At 69.2% G+C, this 20031-nt stretch carries 18 protein-coding genes; 10 read left to right on the top strand and 8 right to left on the bottom strand.

The window, feature by feature from the left end; all coding sequences use genetic code 11:
• Nucleotides 1–71 precede the first annotated feature (71 nt).
• Complete coding sequence (locus tag EFA46_RS10790) at nt 72–1064, top strand: aldo/keto reductase (protein WP_123078306.1); 993 nt, start codon at nt 72–74, stop codon at nt 1062–1064.
• On the opposite strand, the gene EFA46_RS10785 is transcribed toward EFA46_RS10790, so the two are convergent.
• The gene (locus tag EFA46_RS10785; RefSeq protein WP_123078304.1) at nt 1065–1400 is read right to left on the bottom strand and encodes a cupin domain-containing protein; all 336 of its coding nucleotides are present in this window, start codon (nt 1398–1400) and stop codon (nt 1065–1067) included.
• Between the two features lie 65 nt (nt 1401–1465).
• On the opposite strand from EFA46_RS10785, the gene EFA46_RS10780 reads away from it, so the two are divergent.
• From EFA46_RS10780 to EFA46_RS10760, 5 genes are all read left to right on the top strand, one after another.
• Complete coding sequence (locus tag EFA46_RS10780) at nt 1466–1900, top strand: PPC domain-containing DNA-binding protein (protein WP_123078302.1); 435 nt, start codon at nt 1466–1468, stop codon at nt 1898–1900.
• A gap of 1 nt (nt 1901) precedes the next feature.
• A complete protein-coding gene (locus tag EFA46_RS10775) occupies nt 1902–3221 on the top strand; it encodes a DUF362 domain-containing protein (protein WP_123078300.1) in 1320 nt (439 codons plus the stop codon).
• Nucleotides 3222–3263: 42 nt separating this feature from the next.
• The gene (locus tag EFA46_RS10770; protein ID WP_123078298.1) at nt 3264–3992 is read left to right on the top strand and encodes a fumarylacetoacetate hydrolase family protein; all 729 of its coding nucleotides are present in this window, start codon (nt 3264–3266) and stop codon (nt 3990–3992) included.
• Nucleotides 3993–4109: 117 nt separating this feature from the next.
• Nucleotides 4110–5204 (top strand): Gfo/Idh/MocA family protein, encoded by a 1095-nt coding sequence (locus EFA46_RS10765; RefSeq protein ID WP_123078296.1) that lies wholly within the window; start codon nt 4110–4112, stop codon nt 5202–5204.
• Between the two features lie 82 nt (nt 5205–5286).
• Nucleotides 5287–6729 (top strand): aldehyde dehydrogenase family protein, encoded by a 1443-nt coding sequence (locus tag EFA46_RS10760; protein WP_123078294.1) that lies wholly within the window; start codon nt 5287–5289, stop codon nt 6727–6729.
• A gap of 135 nt (nt 6730–6864) precedes the next feature.
• Here EFA46_RS10760 and EFA46_RS10755 read toward each other — a convergent pair whose 3' ends face one another.
• Complete coding sequence (locus EFA46_RS10755) at nt 6865–8088, bottom strand: mandelate racemase/muconate lactonizing enzyme family protein (RefSeq protein WP_123078292.1); 1224 nt, start codon at nt 8086–8088, stop codon at nt 6865–6867.
• Nucleotides 8089–8187: 99 nt separating this feature from the next.
• Between EFA46_RS10755 and EFA46_RS10750 the strand changes: the two genes are divergently transcribed.
• Complete coding sequence (locus EFA46_RS10750) at nt 8188–9315, top strand: enolase C-terminal domain-like protein (protein WP_123078290.1); 1128 nt, start codon at nt 8188–8190, stop codon at nt 9313–9315.
• On the opposite strand, the gene EFA46_RS10745 is transcribed toward EFA46_RS10750, so the two are convergent.
• From EFA46_RS10745 to EFA46_RS10735, 3 genes are all read right to left on the bottom strand, one after another.
• Nucleotides 9312–10331 (bottom strand): SGNH/GDSL hydrolase family protein, encoded by a 1020-nt coding sequence (locus EFA46_RS10745; RefSeq protein ID WP_123078288.1) that lies wholly within the window; start codon nt 10329–10331, stop codon nt 9312–9314. The genes EFA46_RS10750 and EFA46_RS10745 overlap by 4 nt on opposite strands.
• 75 nt (nt 10332–10406) lie before the next feature.
• Nucleotides 10407–12530: a pectate lyase gene (locus EFA46_RS10740; protein ID WP_123078286.1), complete on the bottom strand. Its 2124-nt coding sequence runs from the start codon at nt 12528–12530 to the stop codon at nt 10407–10409.
• Between the two features lie 87 nt (nt 12531–12617).
• A complete protein-coding gene (locus EFA46_RS10735) occupies nt 12618–13457 on the bottom strand; it encodes an NAD(P)-dependent oxidoreductase (RefSeq protein WP_123078284.1) in 840 nt (279 codons plus the stop codon).
• Between the two features lie 85 nt (nt 13458–13542).
• Here EFA46_RS10735 and EFA46_RS10730 point away from each other — a divergent pair, with 85 nt between their 5' ends.
• Together EFA46_RS10730 and EFA46_RS10725 are read left to right on the top strand one after the other, a co-directional pair.
• Entirely contained in the window at nt 13543–14211 is a 669-nt protein-coding gene (locus tag EFA46_RS10730; RefSeq protein WP_123078282.1) for a carbohydrate-binding family 9-like protein, read from the top strand.
• A gap of 87 nt (nt 14212–14298) precedes the next feature.
• Nucleotides 14299–15075, top strand: a complete 777-nt coding sequence (locus EFA46_RS10725; RefSeq protein ID WP_123078280.1) for an SDR family NAD(P)-dependent oxidoreductase — start codon at nt 14299–14301, stop codon at nt 15073–15075.
• A gap of 317 nt (nt 15076–15392) precedes the next feature.
• On the opposite strand, the gene EFA46_RS10720 is transcribed toward EFA46_RS10725, so the two are convergent.
• Complete coding sequence (locus tag EFA46_RS10720) at nt 15393–16331, bottom strand: dihydrodipicolinate synthase family protein (RefSeq protein ID WP_123078278.1); 939 nt, start codon at nt 16329–16331, stop codon at nt 15393–15395.
• Nucleotides 16332–16484: 153 nt separating this feature from the next.
• Here EFA46_RS10720 and EFA46_RS10715 point away from each other — a divergent pair, with 153 nt between their 5' ends.
• Nucleotides 16485–16715, top strand: a complete 231-nt coding sequence (locus tag EFA46_RS10715; RefSeq protein ID WP_123078276.1) for a hypothetical protein — start codon at nt 16485–16487, stop codon at nt 16713–16715.
• A gap of 11 nt (nt 16716–16726) precedes the next feature.
• Here the strand turns inward: EFA46_RS10715 and EFA46_RS10710 are convergent, their stop codons facing one another.
• Both EFA46_RS10710 and EFA46_RS10705 read right to left on the bottom strand, forming a co-directional pair.
• Nucleotides 16727–17776 carry a lactonase family protein gene (locus EFA46_RS10710; RefSeq protein WP_123078274.1) on the bottom strand — a complete coding sequence of 350 codons (1050 nt, stop codon included), beginning with the start codon at nt 17774–17776 and terminating at the stop codon, nt 16727–16729.
• A 41-nt stretch (nt 17777–17817) separates the two neighbouring features.
• Nucleotides 17818–20028, bottom strand: coding sequence for an ABC transporter ATP-binding protein (locus tag EFA46_RS10705; RefSeq protein WP_123078272.1), 2211 nt, complete (start codon nt 20026–20028; stop codon nt 17818–17820).
• Between the last annotated feature and the right edge of the window lie 3 nt (nt 20029–20031).

Here is a 20031-nt window from a genome sequence, read left to right as displayed (position 1 = left end):
CCCCCACCGATGCTATTAAGCGCGCGGACGCCGCGCACCCGAGTACGGTCGACGCGACCGGAGAGACGACCATGGAGTACACGACACTCGGACGGACGGACGTATCGGTGAGCAGGGTCGGCCTCGGCCTCTGGAACGTCAGCGGCGACGTGAACTGGGACCGGGTCGAAGAAGACGACGCGGTGGAGACGATTCAGGCCGCCGTCGACGCCGGCATCACCTTCCTCGACACGGCCGAGGCGTACGGCGACGGCTACTCGGAGTCCGTCCTCGGTGCGGCGCTCGAGACGCTGAACCGCGACGACGTCGTCGTCGCGACGAAAGCCCACCAGAGCAACCTCGCGTACGACGACCTGAAGGCGGCGTGCGAGGCGTCGCTCGACCGGCTGGGCGTCGACACCATCGACGTCTACTACCTCCACTACCCGAACCCGGACGTCCCCGTCTCGGAGACGGCGCGCGCGCTCCGCGAGTTGCGGGAGGAGGGGAAGATTCGGGTGCCCGCCGTCTCGAACCACGGCGTGCGCGACCTGAACGACGTCCTCGAGGAGGTGCGCGTGGAGGCGAATCAACTCCCCTACAACCTGCTCTGGCGCGCCATCGAGTACGAGGTGAAGGACGCCTGCGTCGAGAACGACGTGGACGCCGTCTGCTACAGCGCGCTCGCGCAGGGCCTGCTGACCGGGCGTTTCGACTCGCCGGACGACGTTCCGGCGGGGCGCGCGCGGACGCGGCACTTCTCGAGCGAGCGAGAGCACGCGCGCCACGGCGAGGCCGGCGCGGAGGCGGAGACGTTCGCGGCCATCGAGGAGTTCGAGGCGCTCTGCGAGGAGTTCGACGTCCCGATGGTGGAGGCGGCCATCGCGTGGCCGCTCCACCGCGAGGGCGTCGGGAGCGTACTCGTCGGTGCCACGAGTCCGGAGCAGGCGCGCGCGAACGCGGCGGCGGCGGAGCGCTCGCTCCCCCCGGAGTTCGTCGAGCGCGCGGCGGACATCACAGCGGAGTTGAAGGAGGCGCTGGGTCCGAACCCGGACCCATGGCAGTCGGAGTCGCGCTATCGCTGACTACTCCCAGGGCGTGTCCTCGCGGGGCGGGCTGAAGACGTCGATGCCCTCGACGGGTTCGTCGCCCCGGTTCTCCGCCGCGTGCGGGACGCCACCGGGGACGAGGAGGCAGTCGCCGGCCTCGACCTCGTAGGTCTCGCCCTCGACGTGCATCGTGAGGGTGCCTCGGTGGACGAAGCCGACCTGCTCGTTCGGATGGCTGTGCTCGGAGGCGGACGCGCCGGCGTCGAAGCGGAAGTGCTGGACGTTCATCTGCTCGCCGCTGAACAGCTGAGCGGGGTAGACGCCGTCCTCGGCTTCGGCGCTCTCGACGTCATCTGGTGAGACGACTTGCATCGTCGTCACCGTTCGCGCACTGACACATAAGTTATATGGTCTCGCGGGAGAGGGTATCACACGACATGGAGACGTTCACGTCCGAGGAGGGCTACGTACTGCTTCGGCTGGATCGCGGCGACCTCGCGCTCGAATGTATCCGGGAGGCCGTCGAGGAACACGACATCGACACCGGCATCGTCGTCTCCGGCCTCGGGACGTTCAGTACCCTCAACATCCACTACGTCGACCGGACGGACCTCCCCGAGGAGCAGGCGGACCGGAACGTCACGCTCGAACTGGAGGGGTCGTGGGAGGTGACGAACATCCAGGGGCTCGTCGCGGACGGCGACCCGCACCTGCACGCGACGGCGTTCGACGGCGAGCGCACCGTCGCCGGCCACCTCGAGGAGGGCTGTGAGGTGAACGTCCTCGGCGAAGTCGCCATCAAGCGCCTCGACGACGTCCCGCTGACGCGCGTCCCGAACGAGCACGACGTCTCGCAGCTCACCCACCGGTAAGATGGACGCACCAGACCCGGGGGCGCTCGCCGCCCTCAACGACCTCAGTGCGGAGGACCTCCCCGAGTTCGCGCCGGTGAAGCGCCACCGCGACCCGCCACGGGTCGACGACGTCGCGGCGGCGGCCCGCGACGCCGTCGCCGCCGTCCCGGCGCTCGACGATTTAGACGAGGGCGCCGAGGTCGGCATCACGGGCGGGAGTCGCGGCATCCACGACATGCCGGCGGTCCTCTCGGCGGTCGTGGACGCGCTCGACGCGCGCGGCCTCGAACCGTTCGTCTTCCCGGCCATGGGGAGTCACGGCGGCGCCACCGCCGAGGGGCAGGTGGAGACGCTCGAGTCCGTGGGCATCACGGAGGCGTCGGTGGGCTGTGAAATACGCGCGTCGATGGCGGTCGAGGCCGTCGCCGAAGACGACGACGGCCGGCCGGTCTACGCCGCCGAGGACGCCATCGAGGCGGACGCCGTCCTCCTCGCGAACCGCGTCAAACTCCACACCGACTTCCACGGCCGAATCGAGTCCGGCCTGGCGAAGATGGCGGTCATCGGCGTCGGGAAACAGCGCGGGGCGGACGAGGCCCACCGGGCGGCGCTCGCGACGGGGTTCGACGAGGTCATCCCGGAGCGCGCCGCCCTCCTCTTCGAGGAGACGCCGATAGTCGGCGGCGTCGGTGTCGTCGAGAACGCGGCCGAGCGCGCCGCGCTCGTCGAGGGCGTCCCCGCCGACGAGATACTCGAACGCGAACCCGGGTTGCTGGAGCGCGCGGAGGAACTCCAGCCGATGCTCCCCGTCGACGACCTCGACCTGCTCGTTCTGGACGAAATCGGGAAGAACGTCTCGGGGACGGGGATGGACACGAACGTCGTCGGGCGGATGCTGATGTCGGGCGAGCCGGAGTTCGAGACGCCGGACGTGACGCGCATCTACGTGCGCGGCCTCACCGAGGAGACGCACGGGAACGCGAACGGCGTCGGCCTCGCGGACTTCGCGCACGCGGACGTCGAGGCGGGGATCGACCGAACGTCGACGTACGTGAACTCGCTGACGGGCGGCCAGCCGGAACGCGGGCGGCTGCCGGTGATACTGCCGTCGGACGAGCACGCGTTCCGGGCGGCGTTCTCGACGGTCGGGGTGCGCGACCCGGCGGACCTGCGTATCGCACGCATCCGGAACACGCTCGAGCCGGATTCGCTCGTGGTCTCGGAGCCGGTCGCGCGCGAACTCGAGGGGCGCGAGGGCGTCAGCGTCGGCGACCTGCGTCCGCTCGCGTTCGAGGACGGCGCGCTCGTCGCTCCGGGTTACGGCGTGAGCGGATTGTGAGGACCGACACCGCTTAGTGGATGCTCGGTGTGGGTGGGGACGATGCGACACGTCAGATTCCGTGACCCGGCCGGGAGCGTCCGGCAGGGCACGTGGACGGACGACGGTATCGAGTTCGGAGAGCGCACCTACGAGCCCTCGGAGGTCGACGTCTTGGCGCCGAGCGACCCGAGCAAGATCGTCTGCGTGGGGCTGAACTACGCGAACCACGCGGAGGAGGAGGGCATGGAGGTTCCGGACCGACCGCTGCTCTTCCTGAAGCCGCCGAACACCGTCGCGGGCCACGGCGACACCATCACGCCCCCCGAGGGGAAGGAGACCATCGAGCACGAGGTCGAACTCGGCATCGTGATCGGCGAGCAGTGTCGGAACGTCCCGGAGGAGGAGGCGATGGACGTCGTCGCGGGCTACACGGTGGCGGACGACGTCTCGAACCGCGACGACCAGTACGTCGAGCAGAACTGGGTGCGCGGGAAGGCCTTCGACGGCGCCTGCCCGCTCGGGCCGGTCGTCGCCGACCCCGAGCACGTCCCCGACGACGCACACGTCGAGCTCCGCGTGAACGGCGAGGTCCGGCAGTCCTCGAGCATCTCGGAGTTCATCTTCAGCGTCCCCGAGCTCGTCGCGGAGATAACGCAGTACATGACGCTCGAGGAGGGCGACGTCATCATCACCGGCACGCCCGCCGGCGTGGACGCGCTCGAGGACGGCGACGAGGTCGAAGTCGAGATCGAGGGCGTCGGCACGCTCGAGCACGGCGTCGAGCGGTAACGACACACCATAATTTATTATATATCGTCCGAATAGGCCGGGTATGGACGACCAGCGTGCGGCGCGTCGAGGAACGCGAGACGGGTATCCGGTGGTGCCGGACATCGAGGTGGGCGGATGACGTACCGCGCGGGCATCATCGGCGCGGGCGGCATCGCGGGCCTCGGCATCCTCGGCATGCACGACGAGGAGGACATCGGACGGAAGAAGTTCGAGGCGAGTCACGCGGGCGGCTACGCGGCGACCGACGGCGTCGAACTCGTCGCCGTCGCGGACCTCGACGAGGAGAAGCTCTCGACGTTCGGCGACGCGTGGGACCTCCCGGAGGACGCGCTCTACGCGGATCACGCGGCGATGCTGGAGGCCGAGGACCTCGACGTCGTCTCCGTCTGCACGCCGTCGTTTCTCCACCACGACCACGTCAGCGACGCCGTCGAAATCGGCGACCCGGACGTGGTGTGGTGCGAGAAACCCATCGCGTCCAGCGTCTCCGACGCCGAGGGGATGATCGCGGCCTGCGAGGAGGCGGACGCCGAGCTGCTCGTGAACCACTCCTTCCGCTTCACGGAGAAACTCGAGCGCCTCCGCGCGCTCGTGCAGGAGGAGGACCTTCTCGGCGACGTCCACTCTGTGAGCGCGCAGTACCGCATGGAGCTCCTGCGGAACTCGACGCACCTGCTGGACACGCTCGTCTACCTGCTGGACGCGCGCGCCGAGTCCGTCGCCGGCCACATCACCGGCGAGAACGAGGCGGTGGAGTCGCTGGACGCGGCCGTGGACGTCGACGACGCGGGCGGCGGCGGCTTCGTCGTGATGGACGACGGGACGTTCGTGACCGTGGACTGCACGATACCGCGCGAGGACTCCTCGATGACGCTGAACTTCGTCGGCTCGGGGGGGAAGCTCTACATGAACAACGACGACGGCGAGTGGCGCTACTGGGGGCTCGAGGACGGCGAGCACACGGAGGCGGACCTCCCGGGTATCGAGGGCGCGTGGACGTGGGACGAAGACTACCAGCGCGCGTTCCCGAACGCCGCCGCGCACGTCGTCGCCCTCCTCGACGGCGACGCGGAGAACCGCTCGCCCGGAACGGACGCGCTCAGATCGCTCGAAATCATCGTCGCGTTCTATCTTTCTGAATACACCGGTGGCCGCGTCGAAATCCCGCTGAGCCGCCCGCTCAGGGACGTTACCATCACGTCGTGGTGAATCGCGAGACAGCGTGACAAGGTGAGCAAAGCCCGCCGGTACCCAAAGATGCCTCAAGTCGGACGACAAACCACACGTCTGCATGCCAGACGCGAACAAGAACTACGTGGGTGGCGAGTGGACGACGACGGAGACGGGCGAGACGCTCGACGTCGTCAACCCCGCCGACCCGAGCGAAGTCGTCGCACGCTACCAGCAGTCCGGGAGCGAGGACGCGACCGAGGCAGTCGAGGCGGCCGCCGAGGCGGCCGACGAGTGGGCGGCGACGCCCGGCCCCGAGCGCGGAACGGTCCTGCGCGAGGCCGCGAAGATCCTCGACGACAAGAAGGAGGAACTCACCGACCAGCTCGTCGCCGAAGAGGGGAAGGCACGCGGCGAGGCCGCCGGCGAGGTCCAGCGCGCCATCGACATCTTCTACTACTTCGCACAGAAGGCGTCCGACCTCGGCGGAACGCGCAAACAGGCCAGCGGCCCCGACACGGACCTCTACACGATCCAGGAGCCCGTCGGCGTCGCGGCGCTCATCACGCCGTGGAACTACCCCATCGCGATTCCCGCCTGGAAGCTCGCGCCCGCCCTCGCGACCGGGAACGCGGTCGTCCTCAAGCCCGCGAGCGTCGCCCCCGGTCCCGCCGTCGCGCTCGCCGAGGCCCTCGACGAGGCCGGCCTCCCCGACGGCGTCCTGAACGTCGTCACCGGCCCCGGTAGCTCCGTCGCGAACACCTTCGTCGAGGCCGACGAGGTCGACGCCGTCTCCTTCACCGGGAGCTCGCAGGTCGGCGAGATGGTCTACGACCAGGCGACCGACCACGGCAAGCGCGCCCAGATGGAGATGGGCGGCAAGAACCCGACGGTCGTCGCCTCCTCCGCCGACCCCGAGGAGGCCGCCGACATCGTGGCGTCCGGTGGCTTCGGAACGACCGGGCAGTCCTGTACGGCCTGCTCGCGCGCCATCGTCCACGAGGACGTCTACGACGAGTTCGTCGACGCGCTCGTCGACGAGGCCGAGTCCATCGAGATCGGCCCCGGCAACGAGGCGGACATGGGCCCGCAGGTCTCCGAGTCCGAGGTCGAGGGCACCCTCGAGTACATCGACATCGCCGAGGACGAGGGCGCGACGCTCGAAACCGGCGGCGGCGTCCCCGACGACCTCGGTGACGGGTTCTACGTCGAGCCCACTGTGTTCACCGATGTGAAACGCGATTACCGCATCGCCCAAGAGGAAGTCTTCGGTCCGGTCGTCGCCGTCATCAAGGTCTCGGACTACGAGGAAGCCCTCGACGTCGCCAACGACGTCGACTACGGCCTCTCCTCCAGCATCGTCACCGACGACCACACCGAGGCCAAGAGCTTCATCGACGACTCCGAGGCGGGCGTCGTGAAGGTCAACGACAAGACCACCGGCCTCGAACTCCACGTCCCCTTCGGCGGCTTCAAGCGCTCCTCCTCCGAGACGTGGCGCGAGCAGGGCGACGCCGGTATCGACTTCTACACCATCTCCAAGACCGTCTACGACAACTACTGAACGTCCGCTAACGCCGGACGCGACGGCCCCGCCGGTCGTCGCGCCCGCGTTTCGGCGTCGCGGTTCACACGAGCGACTCGACGCGCGCGGTCCGACGACGCACCGCCCCGCACAGTCGAGCGTCTGGCACTCGGCTCACGCGTCGTCGTACTCGAACTCCGTCCACGCCCCCTCGATGTAGGGATACTCCTCGACGACGGACTCGTCCACCTCGACGCCGAGGCCCGGCCCGTCCGGGAGCGTGAGATGGCCGTCCTCGATGTCGAGGTCCGTTTCGAGGACGTCGTCCGCGAGCGGGAACGGATACATCGCCTCGACGCCGTCACCGAATATCGGCTGTTCGAGACGGACGTCCTCCGGGGAGGCGGCGACGAGGTGGCCGTTCGCGACGAGGCCGAGGTTCGTCCCGAAGTTGTGCGGGACGAACTCGACGTCCGCGCGCCCGGCGCACAGCTCGACGCACTCCCAGCAGCCGGTGAAGCCGGCGTGGTGGCGGACGTCTCCCTGCAGGAAGTCGACGCCCGTCTCCGCGAGCCGACGGAGGCCGGCGACGGACTCCTCGCTCTCCCCGCCCGCGAGCGGGAGGGCCGTGCGCTCGCGCAGGCGCTCGTAGGCGTCGTAGTCGGCGGGCTCGACGGGTTCCTCGATCCAGTAGGGGTCGTGGGCATCGAAGGCGTCGAGCAGCTCGACGACCCCCTCGAAGCCGTAGGAGCGCTCGCCGAGCTTCCACCACGTGTGGGCGTCCACCATGAGGTCCATCTCGTCGCCGACGGCCTCGTCGAGGAGACGGAGGGTGCGTTCGTCCTCCTCGGGGCCGAGACCGGGTCGGTACTTGTAGGCGGAATACCCGCGCTCGCGGAGCGCCTCGGCCTGCTCGACGTAGCCCTCCGGCTCCATGTACATCCCGGCGCTCGCGTAGAGTTCGAGCGGGGCGGGGTCGACGTCGTCGCCCGCGAGCAACTCGTAGACCGGTGCGCCGAGCTCCTTCCCGCGCAGGTCGTGGTAGGCGACGTCGAGGACGCCGAGCGCCTCCGAGGCGAGTTTCGTCGGGAGGTCGAGGCCGGCGACGGCGTCGCGGAGGTCGGACGGGCCCTCGACGGTCAGGCCCGCGAGCGCGTCCTCGACGCGAGTCTCGAGGAGGTCGGCGAGGTCGTCGTGGCTCGTTCCCTCGAAGTACTCGCGCATCGCGGAGCTCGTCGCGGCGGCGGGCGCGTACCCCACCATCCCGTCCGCCGTTTCGACGGCGGCGAGGACGAAGTCGCGCTTGTGGAGGCGACGGCGACCACCGTAGAACTCCCGGACTTGCGGGGGGTCGATGGGCGAGGAGAGCGTGTGCACAGTGACGTCTACGAATCGCATACGTGTGTCGTCGGTACGCGTGGTGCTTAGTCTTTTCCGAGACCCCCGCCGCGCACCCGAAGCTATATACGCGTCTCGCGCGCGGCCTGTGGTAGTCCGATGGAGATAGTCGACGTCGAGACGATACGCTACAGTCGCACGAAACGCCGGCGGAGCGACGAGAAGGGCCACACGCATCCGGGACCGGAGCGCGAGGCGACGGGGACGCTGACGCACGTCGCCGTGGAGGGCGGCCCGGACGGCTACTGCCCGGGCGGCGACGAGCGCGCGGTCGAGATCGCGAAGCGCCACCTCGTCGGCGAGGACCCGCTCTATCGCGAGGAGCTCTGGAACCGGCTCTATCGCACCCAGCGCCTCCACGGCGGGACGCTCCACGACAAGGCGGTCTGCCGCCTCGACATGGCGCTCTGGGACGTCGCCGGGAAGGTCGCGGGGCTTCCGGTCTACAAGCTCCTCGGCGCGACGCGTGACCGCGTGCCCGTCTACGCGAGCACGATGGTGGGTGACGACGACCCCGACGGCCTCGGGACGCCCGAGGCGTACGCGTCGTTCGCGTCGGACCTCGTCTCGCGGGGGTTCGAAGCCATCAAACTCCACAGTTGGATGCCGCCGTACGACGCGTCGCCGGCGCGCGTCATCGAGATGTGCCGGCGGGTGCGCGAGGAAGTCGGGCGGGACGTGGACCTGATGCTCGACTCGCATCACTACTACGCGCGGACGGAGGCGAAGCGCATCGGTGACGCGCTCGCCGACCTCGACTTCCGGTGGTTCGAGGAGCCGATGGACGAGCACTCCATGTCCTCCTACGAGTGGCTGACGAGCGAGGTGGACGTCCCCGTCATCGGCCCGGAGACGGCGGAGGGGAAGATGCAGACGCGCGCGGAGTGGGCGAAGCGCGGCGTCGCGGACGTCGGACGCGTCGGCGTGACGGACGTCGGCGGCATCACGCCCGCGAAGAAGACGGCGAGCCTCTACGAGTCGTTCGGGATGGAGTGCGAGAGCCACGGCGACAACGTCGGGAACCTCCACTTGCTCTGCTCGATGGCGTTCCCGGGGCGCTACCACGAGTACGGCCTCCTCCACCCGAGTTACGACTACGAGGCGAACGACGACCCGGCGGTGGTGAACACCCCCCACCCCGAGGACGGCTACATCGAGGTGCCGGACGGCCCGGGTCTCGGTCTCGAGTACGACTGGGACTACGTCGAGGCCAACCGGACGAACTAGTCGAGGAGCGCCTCGAGTTCGGTGGCGACGTTCTCGCCCATCCGTATCATCGCGTCGTCGCCGGGATGGACGAGGTCGAGCGTGAGACCCTGCAGGCGGTCGAGGACGTCCGGGCCCTCGAGGAGGTGGACGTTCTCGTGCTCGCAGTCGGCGACCACCGCGCGGAGGGCCTCGCGGAACGCCTCGCAGCGCCCCTCGGGGTCGGAGCCCTCGCAGACGTCGCGGGCGTTCGGGTAGACGGTGATGGGCACCACCGGTTTCTCGGGGTTCGCGCTCGCGACGGCGTTCACCATGTAGTCGGCGCGCTCGCGGAACTCCTCGACGGAGAAGTACTTCACCATGTTGACCGAAATCGCGAGCGTCGCGACGTCCCAGTCGTCGCGCTCGGCGATGTGGTCGGCGATGGCCGCGTCGCAGAACGCGGTGCCGCACGACCCGAGGTTGATAGGGTCGGCGCGGAGGCGCGTCGCGGCCTGCGAGACGTACGTGAGGTGCTCGGCGAGCGGCGCTTCGCCCTCCGTGATGGACGTGCCGTAGGCGAGGTAGCGCCGGTCGGGGAGTTCGGCGTCGCGGGGTGGGCGGCGCGCGCCGTCGGCGCCGTGGTAGAAGACGTGGCCGCCGCGGTGCTCGCCGGGGAGGCGGAGGCGACACACCTCCGGGGCGTAGTCGAGACCGTCGCGGTGCTCGTCGCGGATGCGCCCGAGTTTCTCGGGGAACTCGACGGCGACCGTCGTCGGTTCCGCGCCGACTTCGACGGCCTGCTCGCTCTGGAACGGGCCCCAGAAGACCCGGACGGTGCTCTCGCGGACGTCCGTCGAGAGCGTGACTTCGACGGTCTCACCGGGGTCGGGAACGAAGCGGAGTTCGACGCCCGCCGGGTGGCACATCCGAGTTTGCGCGCCGTCGTTCAACTCGGTGCGGACGGCCTCGGGGGCGCGCTGGACGCGCCGGCCGTCGTGGTCGTCGACGTCGCGGAGTTCGGCGGCGTTGTGGAACTGGATGGAGTCGTGTCGCACGACTCGACCCACGGGAGCGACCGTGATATACGTTTACGTTCCACTCACTCGGGCGGCGGGCGGAGTGGCGCGCCGCTACCGGCGTCGGCCGGGCGTCTCGACGGTGCGCGCCTGCCGGCTGAGCCACGCGCGGGTCCCGCTCGACGGGACGCGCAGTCGCCGGCGGTTCACCGGGAGGTCGGGGTAGCCGCCGACCTCGCTCTGGCTGTCGATGAACGCGCCGTCGCCGTCGGCGACGTCCGCGAGGATGCGCCGGTCCTGTGGCGTTCGGTCGCCGGGGCGCGCGCCGGCGTTCGCGAGGTTGTGCTCGAGCGCCTCCGAGGCCGGAAGCGGGTCGACGTCGTCCGGCCAGAGCGGGCGTTCCTCGAGCGTTTCGACGCCGTCAGTGAGTGCGACGGCGTCGTCCGCGCGGTTGTCCTCGAGGTAGGCGTGTCCGTTCTCGACGGCGGCGTCCGCGGTGTCCGCGGCGTCGACGAAGGCGTTGCCGACTATCGTCGCGACCGTGGAGTCGCCCATGACGGCCGCATCGTCGAAGTGCGCGACGACGTTGTTCACGAGGACGTCGTGCGTCCCCTTCTTCATCCGGGGGTTGCGGTCGACGTTGTCCGACCAGACGTTCCCGAGGAGCGCGACGTTCTTCGCGCCGTTCCCGATGAGCGACCCCGTGGAGTGCTCGCCCTTGTGGTGGGTGGCGTTCGCGAGGCCCTCGGCGATGAGGCAGTTCGATATCGTCGTGTCGGTGGTGTCGTAGCCCGCAGAGAGGTTCTCGTCGACCGACCACGACACCGAGCAGTGGTCGATGACGTTGTTCGACGTCCCGTCCTCGGTGCGGAGGCCGTCCGGCTCCCAGCCGACGTCCGCGTTCGCGTCGCCGCCGCGGACACGGATGTGCTGGACGACGCAGTCGTCGGCGTTGATCGTGACGTCCCCGCGAACGAGCGTGATGCCGGGCGAGGGGGCGGTCTGTCCGGCGACGTAGAGTTCGTCGCTCGTGACGGTGAGGTGTTCGCGCTGGAGGTCGATGGTGCCGCTCGTCTCGAAGGCGACGATACGCGGGCCGTCGACACTGAGCGCCCGGGAGAGCTGCGCGAGCGTCGGTTCGGTGATGCGAATGACCGGGGTGTCGTCGTCGAGCCACGGCGCGACGCTCGCGAAGCCGTCACCGGGGGCGAAGCGCGAACGCGTGGACGGTCCGGCGTCCCGGTGGCGCTCCGAGGAGCCGCTGTTGGCAGGACTCGGCGTGCCGACGGCGTCGGTCGCGCCGTAGTTCGTGTCGCCGTCGCCGGCGTCGACGACGGCGCGGACCTGGTAGTACGTCCGCTTCTCGAGGCCGTCGACGCGCCGGTCGAACGACCCGGGCGCGTCGAGGGTGGTGGACGCCGTCGTCCGCCACTGTTCGGTCGGTACGCGGCGATACTGGAAGTAGCACTCGGCGCTCTCGGCACCGCCGAGGTCGGTGAGCGTCCCGCGAAGGCGCATCGAGCGGTGCGTGACGTCGCTCGCATCGCCCGTCCGGACGATGGGGACGGAGTCGGCGACGGAGACGCTTCCGGCGAGGTCGACGTCGCCGATGTCGGTGCCGGCGGACGGCGAGACGTCGGTCAGCCCGCGGAACTCGGCGGTACAGAGCGTCCCCTCGTTGTGGCTCGTGACCCCCAGGCCGAGCGTCACGTCGGCGCCCAGCTCGACGTCGTCCGCGGTGAGGCGGGCGACGCGCGTCCACGTCTCGCCGTCGGTAGACGCGTAGGCGCTGAACGCACCGTTGCGTCGTCGGAGGCGGAGCCACTCGGCGCTGTACGTGCCGCCGCTGACGTCGCTGCGGTCCTCGCCACCCGACGTCGTGCTCAGCGTCTCGGCGCCCGCCTCGGGCCGCCACTGGAGCGAGACGTCCCCACTGGGGTTGCGACGGACCATCACGGCCTTCGCGTCAGGGGCGAGCGAGTCGCGAACGAGGACGCCCGCCTTGGCGTACGCGGAGGTGTCGTCGAGCGACGTGTTCCGGACGGAAACGTCGAAGTCGCCGCTGTGGTGGTCGTAGTAGTAGAATCCCTCGTCGGCGCGCCCCCAGATGTCCGCGCCCGCACCGCGGAGAGTGACGACGGTCGCCGCTGCCGCGCGGTCGCTCGTGTAGGAGGCCGCCACGGCGCCGATGCTGCTCGCACCTATCGCACGGAGTACCGTGCGTCGATCTAGTTCCATTCTGAAACCCACCAGAACAAAAAAGAGATTGTATGATAAAATTTAATGAATTTTCTAGGAATATGGCGTGTCGCGCGCCGAGACGAACTACTCCGGCGGCGCGTCCCACGCCGCGCCGTCGTCCTCGGGCCGATAGCCGATGTCGGCACGCGCGCGTTCGATGTCGAACCACCGGTTCGCGTTGTCGCTGACGCCGTAGTAGACGCCGTGGTCGACGGTGTCGTCGTCGAGACAGCACGCGACCTGGTGGGCGAAGTCGCGTCGCGACTGCCACATCGCCTTCATGCGCCGAACCTTCGCCTCGTACTCGGCGCTCCCGCGCTCGACGTCGTCCTGCTCGACGGCGTGCTCGGCGTCGCCGTAGGGGTGGTCGTAGCCGGGGCCGTTGAGCGTGCAGATACGGAGCGCGTAGAACTGCTGAGGATAGTCGTGATTCTCGACGTAGTAGCGGCCGAGGTCCTCGCCGAAGCTCTTGGAGGCGCCGTAGAAGGAGTCGGGACGCACCGGGTCGGTGTGGTCGAGGAGGAGGTCGTGTGTCTGCTCGTAGAGCTCTGGCGCGAACTCCGACTCGTACATCCCCATCACGTGGTTCGTCGACGCGAACACGAACGACTCCACCTCGTGCTCGCGGGCGGCCTCGAGGGCGTTGTAGGCGCCGATGATGTTCGATTCGAGGATTTCTCTCCACGACCCGCCCGTCCCCGGATAGGCGGCGAGGTGGACGACGGCGTCCTGTCCCTCGAAGGCGGGCGCCATCGCCTCGTAGTCCGCGACGTCCGCGACGTGCGTGTCGAAGCCGCCGTAGGGGTCGTCGTCGGAGCGGTCCGAGCGGTTGAGGTAGGTGAGGTCGTAGCGCTCGTCGTTGTCGAGGTGGTCGATGAGCGCGGTGCCACAGCGGCCGTACGCCCCGGTCACGAGTACTCGCATGGCACGACGTACCGTGGGATGCGAGATAAAAGTATGGTTACGCACCGGGGTGAGTTTTATGCGACGAGGCGGCCAAACCCGAGTGATGAAGCAGTACGTCATCGAGCAGACCGAGGAGTTCGTCCCGCTCACCGACGACCACGCGGGGACGCCGTGGGCGGACGCCGAGTCGTTCGCGCTCGACGAGTTCGCGTGGCACGACGGGGGGCCGAAGCCGCTGACGACGGGGCGCGCGCTCTACGATTCGGAGGCGCTCTACCTCCACTTCGGCGTCACCGACCACGAGATTCACGCCGAGGTCACCGAGCTGAACGGCCCGACGTTCGAGGACAGCTCCGTGGAGTTCTTCGCGCGGCCGGCGCCGGCGAGCGAGAAGTACCTGAACTTCGAGGCGAACTGCTGCGGGCAGTTCAAACTCGGCTGGCAGGAGCCCGAGTACGCGGCGCGCGGGGTCGGCCGCGACCTCGTCTCGCCGGCGCTCGCCGAACGCATCACCGTCGAGACGTCCGAGGAGGGAGCGACGCGGGACCCGCGACCGGACGACGAGTCGTGGTGGCTGGCCGCGCGACTCCCCTTCGACGCCCTCTCGTCGTTCACCGGCCTCGACGTCGCGCCCTCGACGGGGACGACGTGGGCGGGCAACTTCTACCGGAGCGGCCTGCCGGACGCGCAGAAGGCGACGTGGAACCGCATCGAGGAGCCCGAACCGGTCTACCACTCACCGGAGTACTTCGGGCGGTTGCGCTTCGCCTGAGGGGACGGAAATCGCGGTGGCGACGTCGCCGGCACGGGAGGCGCGGGCGGCGAAGCGGTTTTGTCGCGGACGCGTGATGGGGCGAGTATGTGCGAGCGATTCACAGCGCAGAGTGCGGTCGTGACGGGCGGCGGGTCGGGGATCGGCGCGGCGTGCGCGCGCCGACTCGCCGCCGAGGGCGCGGCCGTCGCCGTCGTCGACTGGGACGATGAGGCGGCCGCTGAGACGGCGCGCGATATCGAGGACGAGCACGGCGTAGACGCGATAGCCGTCGAGGCGGACGTGAGCGACGAGGGAGCGGTCGCAGCGATGGCCGAGCGCGTCGCGGCGGCGTTCGGATCGGTGGACGTCCTCGTGAACAACGCGGGCATCCGCGTCGACCCGGGGCCGGTGACGGACGCCACCGAAGACGACTGGGACCGCATCCTCGGGGTGAACCTGAAGGGCGTCGCCTTCTCCAGCAAGCACGTCCTCCCGCTGATGGACGGCGGCGCGGTGGTGAACGTCTCGTCGGTGAACGCGACGCTCGGCCGCGAGGCGTGGGGACAGTACGACGCGGCGAAGGGCGGCGTCCTCTCGCTGACGCGCGACATGGCGTGCGATCACGCCGCGGACGGCGTGCGCGTGAACGCCGTCGCGCCGGGGTGGGTGATAACTGAGTACCACCTGCGGGACGTCGAGGACCCGGCGGCGTATCGGGAGGCGAAGACGACGCGTGGCGGGAGCGAGGCGGGCGTCCTGCGGCGGGCCGCCGAGCCGTCCGAGGTGGCGTCCGTCGTCGCCTTCCTCGCGTCGGCGGACGCCTCCTTCGTCACCGGGGTGACGCTCCCCGTGGACGGCGGGAAGTCACTCGGCGCACCCTGACTCGTTCTCGCGAGAGGAACGAATCGGGCGTCGCGGTCGACGGCGGCGACGGCCGCGCTACCGCCGAAATCCGCCCATACGCACAGTCATTTACACCAGTATTGCTGTAACGAATTCGGGGTATCGGGCCGACTCCCGTTCTCCCCACGAGAACCCCTCTGGGGGAGGTGGTGCAGGTGAGGCGACACGTTCGGCGTGAGCGGGTACAGATCGGGGGTGTCGAAGCGAGGGACGCAGAATTGGTTCTCGGAAGGAGAACGTGAACGTCTGGCCGATGCTCGGCGACCCGGCGGTGCGGAAGAACGAGCGTGGACGGTTCAGGTGACGACGCGCTCGATGTCGGCGTCGAGACGGTCGTACAGTTCCTCGGCGCGGCGTTCGTCGGACGTGGAGAGCGGACAGATCGGCTCGCGGACGTTCCCGCCGTGGAGACCCGCGAGTTCGAGGCCCTTCTTGACGGCAGAGACGCTGATCGCGCCCTGTATCTGGTTGTCGTCACCGGATTCGTCGCGGAAGCGCTGATAGGGCAGGCAGACGTTCCGAATCTCGCGAGCGCGCGCCCACTCCCCCGCCGAGAGCGCGTCGAAGAGTTCGAGGCCGACCTCGGGGCGGAAGTTGCTGACGCCGGCGGAGAACCCCTCCACGCCCTCCGCCCAGAAGGAGACGGCGTAGGGTTCCGCGAGCCCGTCTACCCACACGACGTCGTCCGCGCCGGCGGAGACGCCCGCACCGAGCTTCACGGCGTCCTGCAGAGCGTACTTGATGCCGACGACACCGTCGACGCGCGTGAGGTCAGCGAGGTAGTCGACGGAGGGGTCGAAGCCCCGAACGTACGGGACGAGCGGCGTGTCGGTCGCGGCGTCGAGTTTTCGGTAGTACTCGAGGAGGCCGCGCTCGTGGAGGTAGGTGAAGTCCGGCGGCATGATCATCATCGCGTCGACGCCGATGCGGTCGTAGGCCTCGATGAGTTCGACGGCGTTGTCCGTGCTTCCACCGACGCCGGCGAGCACGCACGCGTCCGACGGGAGCGCGTTCACGCTCGTCTCCGTCACGTCGATGCGCTCCTGCTGGGAGAGCGAGTGGTACTCGCTGATGTTCGCGGCGGCGAGGAACGTCTCGATGCCCTGCGAGTGGAGGTCGCGCGCGTTCGCTTCGATCTTCGCGTGCTCGATGTCGAGGTCGTCGTCGAACGGTGTGAGGAGTCCGGCGGCGACGCCACGGAGCCGGTTCCGGACACCGTCGGCTGACAATGGCATACATTCGAATAACCGTGAGACTGCTTAAACCCATCGGCGTTAGCGTGCCACACGGCAACGGATGCGTTCCCGGCGGGACAGAGAGGGCGGAATCGGACCCGTCGCAATCGACCATCACAATCAATATATACTGTGATGGTGTACCATGCTATCATGAGTTCCGTGCAGGAGACCCGTGACTCCGCAAGCCCACTCGACCGGTCCGTTCTCCGGACAGTCCGACACTCCGTGCTGTTACTGCTCGCCGTCGTCGGCCTCGTCGAGATACTGCTCGGCTACGCCATCAACACCGGCCCGTGGGCGGCCATCGTCGCCGTCTGGGGGGCCGGCCTCGTCGTCGTCGGTGTCGTCGGCCACACCTTCGTCTGGTGGAAGCGCCAGTAGCTCTCCTCCGCTCAGTTCCCCACGAACGCCGCGCACGTCGGACGCGGAATCGAGCACGCCGTGCCCGTCCGTTCGAGCGCACCCGACTCCTCATCCACCGAGAAGGCGACGAGCGTGTCGCTATCGCGGTTCTCAGCGAGCAACAGCGACCCCGTCGGGTCGAGCACGATGTCGCGCGGCTTCACGCCGTCCGTCGAGACCGTCGTCAGTAGCTCGAGCGCGTCCGGGTCGCGGGCGTCGATGACCGAGACGACGTCGTGGCCCCGAATCGACGCGTACACCCACCGCCCCGACGGATGAACGTGGACGTCCGCGCCCTTGGTCGTAGCGGCGTCCACACCGGCGGGAAGCGTCCGAACGTGGGCGCGCGCGGAGAGCCGACCGCGACCGTCGACCGCGAGCGCGGTGAGCGTCGCCTCGAGTTCGTTCACGACGTACGCCGTCTCGCCGTCCGGCGCGAACGCGAGGTGGCGCGGCCCCGACCCGTCCGGGAGGACGGCGTCCGCCTCGGGCACCGGAACGAGCGTCCCGTTCGGGCCGTCGACGCGGTACGCGACGACGCGGTCCGTCCCGAGGTCGGGCGCGTAGACGAACGCACCGCTCGGCGACGGGACGACGGAGTGCGGGTGCGGGGCGTCCTGTCGACCGTCGACGACGCCGGAGCCCTCGTGCTCGACGACCGCCGTCGGCGCACCGGGCCGGCCGTCGTCGGCGAGCGGACACATCGCGACCGTCCCGGCGTCGTAGTTCGCGGCGTAGACGAAGCGGCCGGCGGGGTCGACGCTCACGTAACACGGCCCCGCGCCGCCGCTGTCGGCGTCGGAAAGCCGTGTGAGCGCGCCCGCGTCGTGGTCGACGTCGAATGCGGCGACGCGGCCGCCCGCGTCGCGGTTCGCCGCGTACAGCGTCGAGCCGTCCGGGTGCGCGGCGAGGTAGGTGGGTCGCGCCACCGCGAGGGCGTCGGTTCGGCGAAGGTCGCCGGACTCCGTCTCGACGCGGACGCCGTAGACGCCGGCGTCTTCGCTGTCGGTCGAGCAGACGAACGCGAGGTGTTCGGCCATACGGAGACGGCGCACCGCGAGACAATAAATCAGCGGGGGTGTCAGTCGTCGCTCGGCGCGCTCTCGGGACCCGGCGAGTCGATGGCGTCGTCGAGGTCGTCGTCCGTGATCGGCTCGCTCTGCCAGTACTCGTGGTCCGCCTGCGTGCGGAAGCAGGTCGCGCGGTGGGACGCCTCACCGGAGGCCTCGTACGCCGGCGGCGTCTGCTGCGTGCACACCTCGCGCGCCTCCGGACAGCGCGTGTGGTAGCGACAGCCGCTCGGCGGGTCCGTCGGGTCCGGGATGTCGATCTTCCGAATCGGCGGCTCCGTCGACCCCCGGTCCGCGTCGAGTTCGGGCGTCGCCCACCGGAGCGCCTGCGTGTAGGGGTGCTGGGGGTCGTTGATTATCTGTTCGGGCGGGCCGACCTCGACGAGCTCGCCGAGGTAGACGACGCCGATGCGTCCGCCGGTCTTGCGCGCGATGTAGCGGGCGTTCGATAGGTCGTGGCTGACGAAGAGGTAGGAGGTGTCGAAGGTGTCCTGCAGGCGGATGAGGAGATCCATCATCTCGACGCGCAGGCTCACGTCGAGCGCGCTCACGGGTTCGTCCGCGAGGATGAGTTCGGGGTTCATCAGCATCGCGCGGATGAGCGCGACGCGCTGTTGCTCGCCGCCGGAGAGCTGGTGGGGGTAGCGCTCGATGTAGTCCTCCGGTGGCGTCATGCCGACGTGCGACAGCAAGCTGAGGATGCGCTGCGTGCGGTCGTTCCCGTCGAGGTCGGCGTTCCAGCGGCGAAGCGGCTCCTCGAGTGACGCCTTCACGCGCCGGTGCGGGTTGAGCGAGCTCCCCGGGTCCTGGTGGACGATCTGGAGCGAGCGCCGAATCGTCCCCCAGTCGACGTCGCCGCTCCCCCGACCGTCGTGGACGTCCCAGATGTCCTCGCCCCGGTACTTCACGGAGCCGCCCGTGGGCTCTTGGAGGCCGACGGCGGTCTTCCCGAGCGTCGTCTTCCCACAGCCGGACTCGCCGACGAGGACGACCGCGTCGTTCTCGTAGACGTCGAGGCTGACGCCGTCGACGGCGCGCACCACGTCGGGGTCGGAGAAGAAGTCGAGGAATCCCGACTCCGTCTCGAAGTGGACCTCGACGTCCTCGAGGGAGACGACGGGGTCGTCCGAGTTCTGGTCGGCCGTCGTCGCGAGCGCGGTGTCGTCGTAGTCGTCGATGTCCGCGTCGACCATCGGGATGGCCTCCTCGGCGTCCTCCCAGTGGTGGCAGTGGACGTGGTGGTCCGAGTCGACCGCGTAGGCGCTCGGGTCGGTCTGCTCGCACTGCTCGTCCGCGAGCGGACAGCGCGGGTGGAACGAACAGCCGGACGGGACGTTCACGGGGTCGGGCGCGCTCCCCTCGACGGGGCGCATCGCCTCGATCGGCGACTCGAGGTTCGGCGTCGACTTCAGGAGGAGGCGCGTGTACGGGTGGGTCGCGTGCTCCAGGATCTCCTCGGTCGGCCCGATCTCCGCGAACTCGAAGGCGTAGAGGACGCCGACGCGGCTCGCGACGTCCGCGACGAGCGGGAGGTCGTGCGTGATGAAGACGATAGTCAGATCGTACTGCTCCTTGAGGTCCTGGAGGAGCGCGATGATGGAGCGCTGCATCAGGAGGTCGAGCGCGGCCGTCGGCTCGTCCATCACGAGCACCTCGGGTTCGAGGATGAGCGAGAGCGCGATGAGCGCGCGCTGCTTCATCCCACCGGAGAGCTCGTGCGGGTAGGCGTCGAGGACGCGCTCCGGGTCGAGGTAGAGGTCACGCAGGATACCGCGAGCGCGCTCCATGCCGTCGTCGACGTTGTAGTCGTGCGAACTCAGCGTCTCGACGAAGTGCGTCTCGATCTTCCGAACGGGATTGAACGAGCTCATCGCGCCCTGGAAGACCATGGAGACCTCCTCCCAGCGGAACTCCTTGAGCTCCTGCTTGGAGAGGTTGAGGACGTCGATGGGCTCGCCGTCCTCGGGGCGGTACGTGATTTCGCCGTCGATGAGGCCAGGCTCCGGGATGGCGTCCAGCATCGCGGACGCGAACATCGACTTCCCGCTCCCGGATTCACCGACGACGCCGAGCACTTCGTTGCGCTGGATGTCTATCGAGACGTCGTCGAGAACGCGCGACTCGCCGCGCTCCATGTCGAAGGAGACGGAGGCGTTCCGGACTTCGAGTATCGGGTCGGTACCGGCCGGGGTTCGAGTGTACTGTGTTTCGGAGACGGTCATGGA

Source organism: Halarchaeum sp. CBA1220, from assembly GCF_003721175.2.
In the GTDB taxonomy this organism is placed as follows: Archaea; Halobacteriota; Halobacteria; order Halobacteriales; family Halobacteriaceae; genus Halarchaeum; species Halarchaeum grantii.
The sequence above is the reverse complement of the archived record's forward strand: the minus strand, read 5'-3'. Positions and strand labels throughout refer to the sequence as shown.

Bases quoted from the DNA above. Each gene is read 5' to 3' on its own strand.
- EFA46_RS10790 (WP_123078306.1), top strand. From the start codon at position 72: ATGGAGTACACGACACTCGGACGGACGGACGTATCGGTGAGCAGGGTC.
- EFA46_RS10785 (WP_123078304.1), bottom strand. From the start codon at position 1,400: ATGCAAGTCGTCTCACCAGATGACGTCGAGAGCGCCGAAGCCGAGGAC.
- EFA46_RS10780 (WP_123078302.1), top strand. From the start codon at position 1,466: ATGGAGACGTTCACGTCCGAGGAGGGCTACGTACTGCTTCGGCTGGAT.
- EFA46_RS10775 (WP_123078300.1), top strand. From the start codon at position 1,902: ATGGACGCACCAGACCCGGGGGCGCTCGCCGCCCTCAACGACCTCAGT.
- EFA46_RS10770 (WP_123078298.1), top strand. From the start codon at position 3,264: ATGCGACACGTCAGATTCCGTGACCCGGCCGGGAGCGTCCGGCAGGGC.
- EFA46_RS10765 (WP_123078296.1), top strand. From the start codon at position 4,110: ATGACGTACCGCGCGGGCATCATCGGCGCGGGCGGCATCGCGGGCCTC.
- EFA46_RS10760 (WP_123078294.1), top strand. From the start codon at position 5,287: ATGCCAGACGCGAACAAGAACTACGTGGGTGGCGAGTGGACGACGACG.
- EFA46_RS10755 (WP_123078292.1), bottom strand. From the start codon at position 8,088: ATGCGATTCGTAGACGTCACTGTGCACACGCTCTCCTCGCCCATCGAC.
- EFA46_RS10750 (WP_123078290.1), top strand. From the start codon at position 8,188: ATGGAGATAGTCGACGTCGAGACGATACGCTACAGTCGCACGAAACGC.
- EFA46_RS10740 (WP_123078286.1), bottom strand. From the start codon at position 12,530: ATGGAACTAGATCGACGCACGGTACTCCGTGCGATAGGTGCGAGCAGC.
- EFA46_RS10735 (WP_123078284.1), bottom strand. From the start codon at position 13,457: ATGCGAGTACTCGTGACCGGGGCGTACGGCCGCTGTGGCACCGCGCTC.
- EFA46_RS10730 (WP_123078282.1), top strand. From the start codon at position 13,543: ATGAAGCAGTACGTCATCGAGCAGACCGAGGAGTTCGTCCCGCTCACC.
- EFA46_RS10725 (WP_123078280.1), top strand. From the start codon at position 14,299: ATGTGCGAGCGATTCACAGCGCAGAGTGCGGTCGTGACGGGCGGCGGG.
- EFA46_RS10720 (WP_123078278.1), bottom strand. From the start codon at position 16,331: ATGCCATTGTCAGCCGACGGTGTCCGGAACCGGCTCCGTGGCGTCGCC.
- EFA46_RS10715 (WP_123078276.1), top strand. From the start codon at position 16,485: ATGAGTTCCGTGCAGGAGACCCGTGACTCCGCAAGCCCACTCGACCGG.
- EFA46_RS10710 (WP_123078274.1), bottom strand. From the start codon at position 17,776: ATGGCCGAACACCTCGCGTTCGTCTGCTCGACCGACAGCGAAGACGCC.
- EFA46_RS10705 (WP_123078272.1), bottom strand. From the start codon at position 20,028: ATGACCGTCTCCGAAACACAGTACACTCGAACCCCGGCCGGTACCGAC.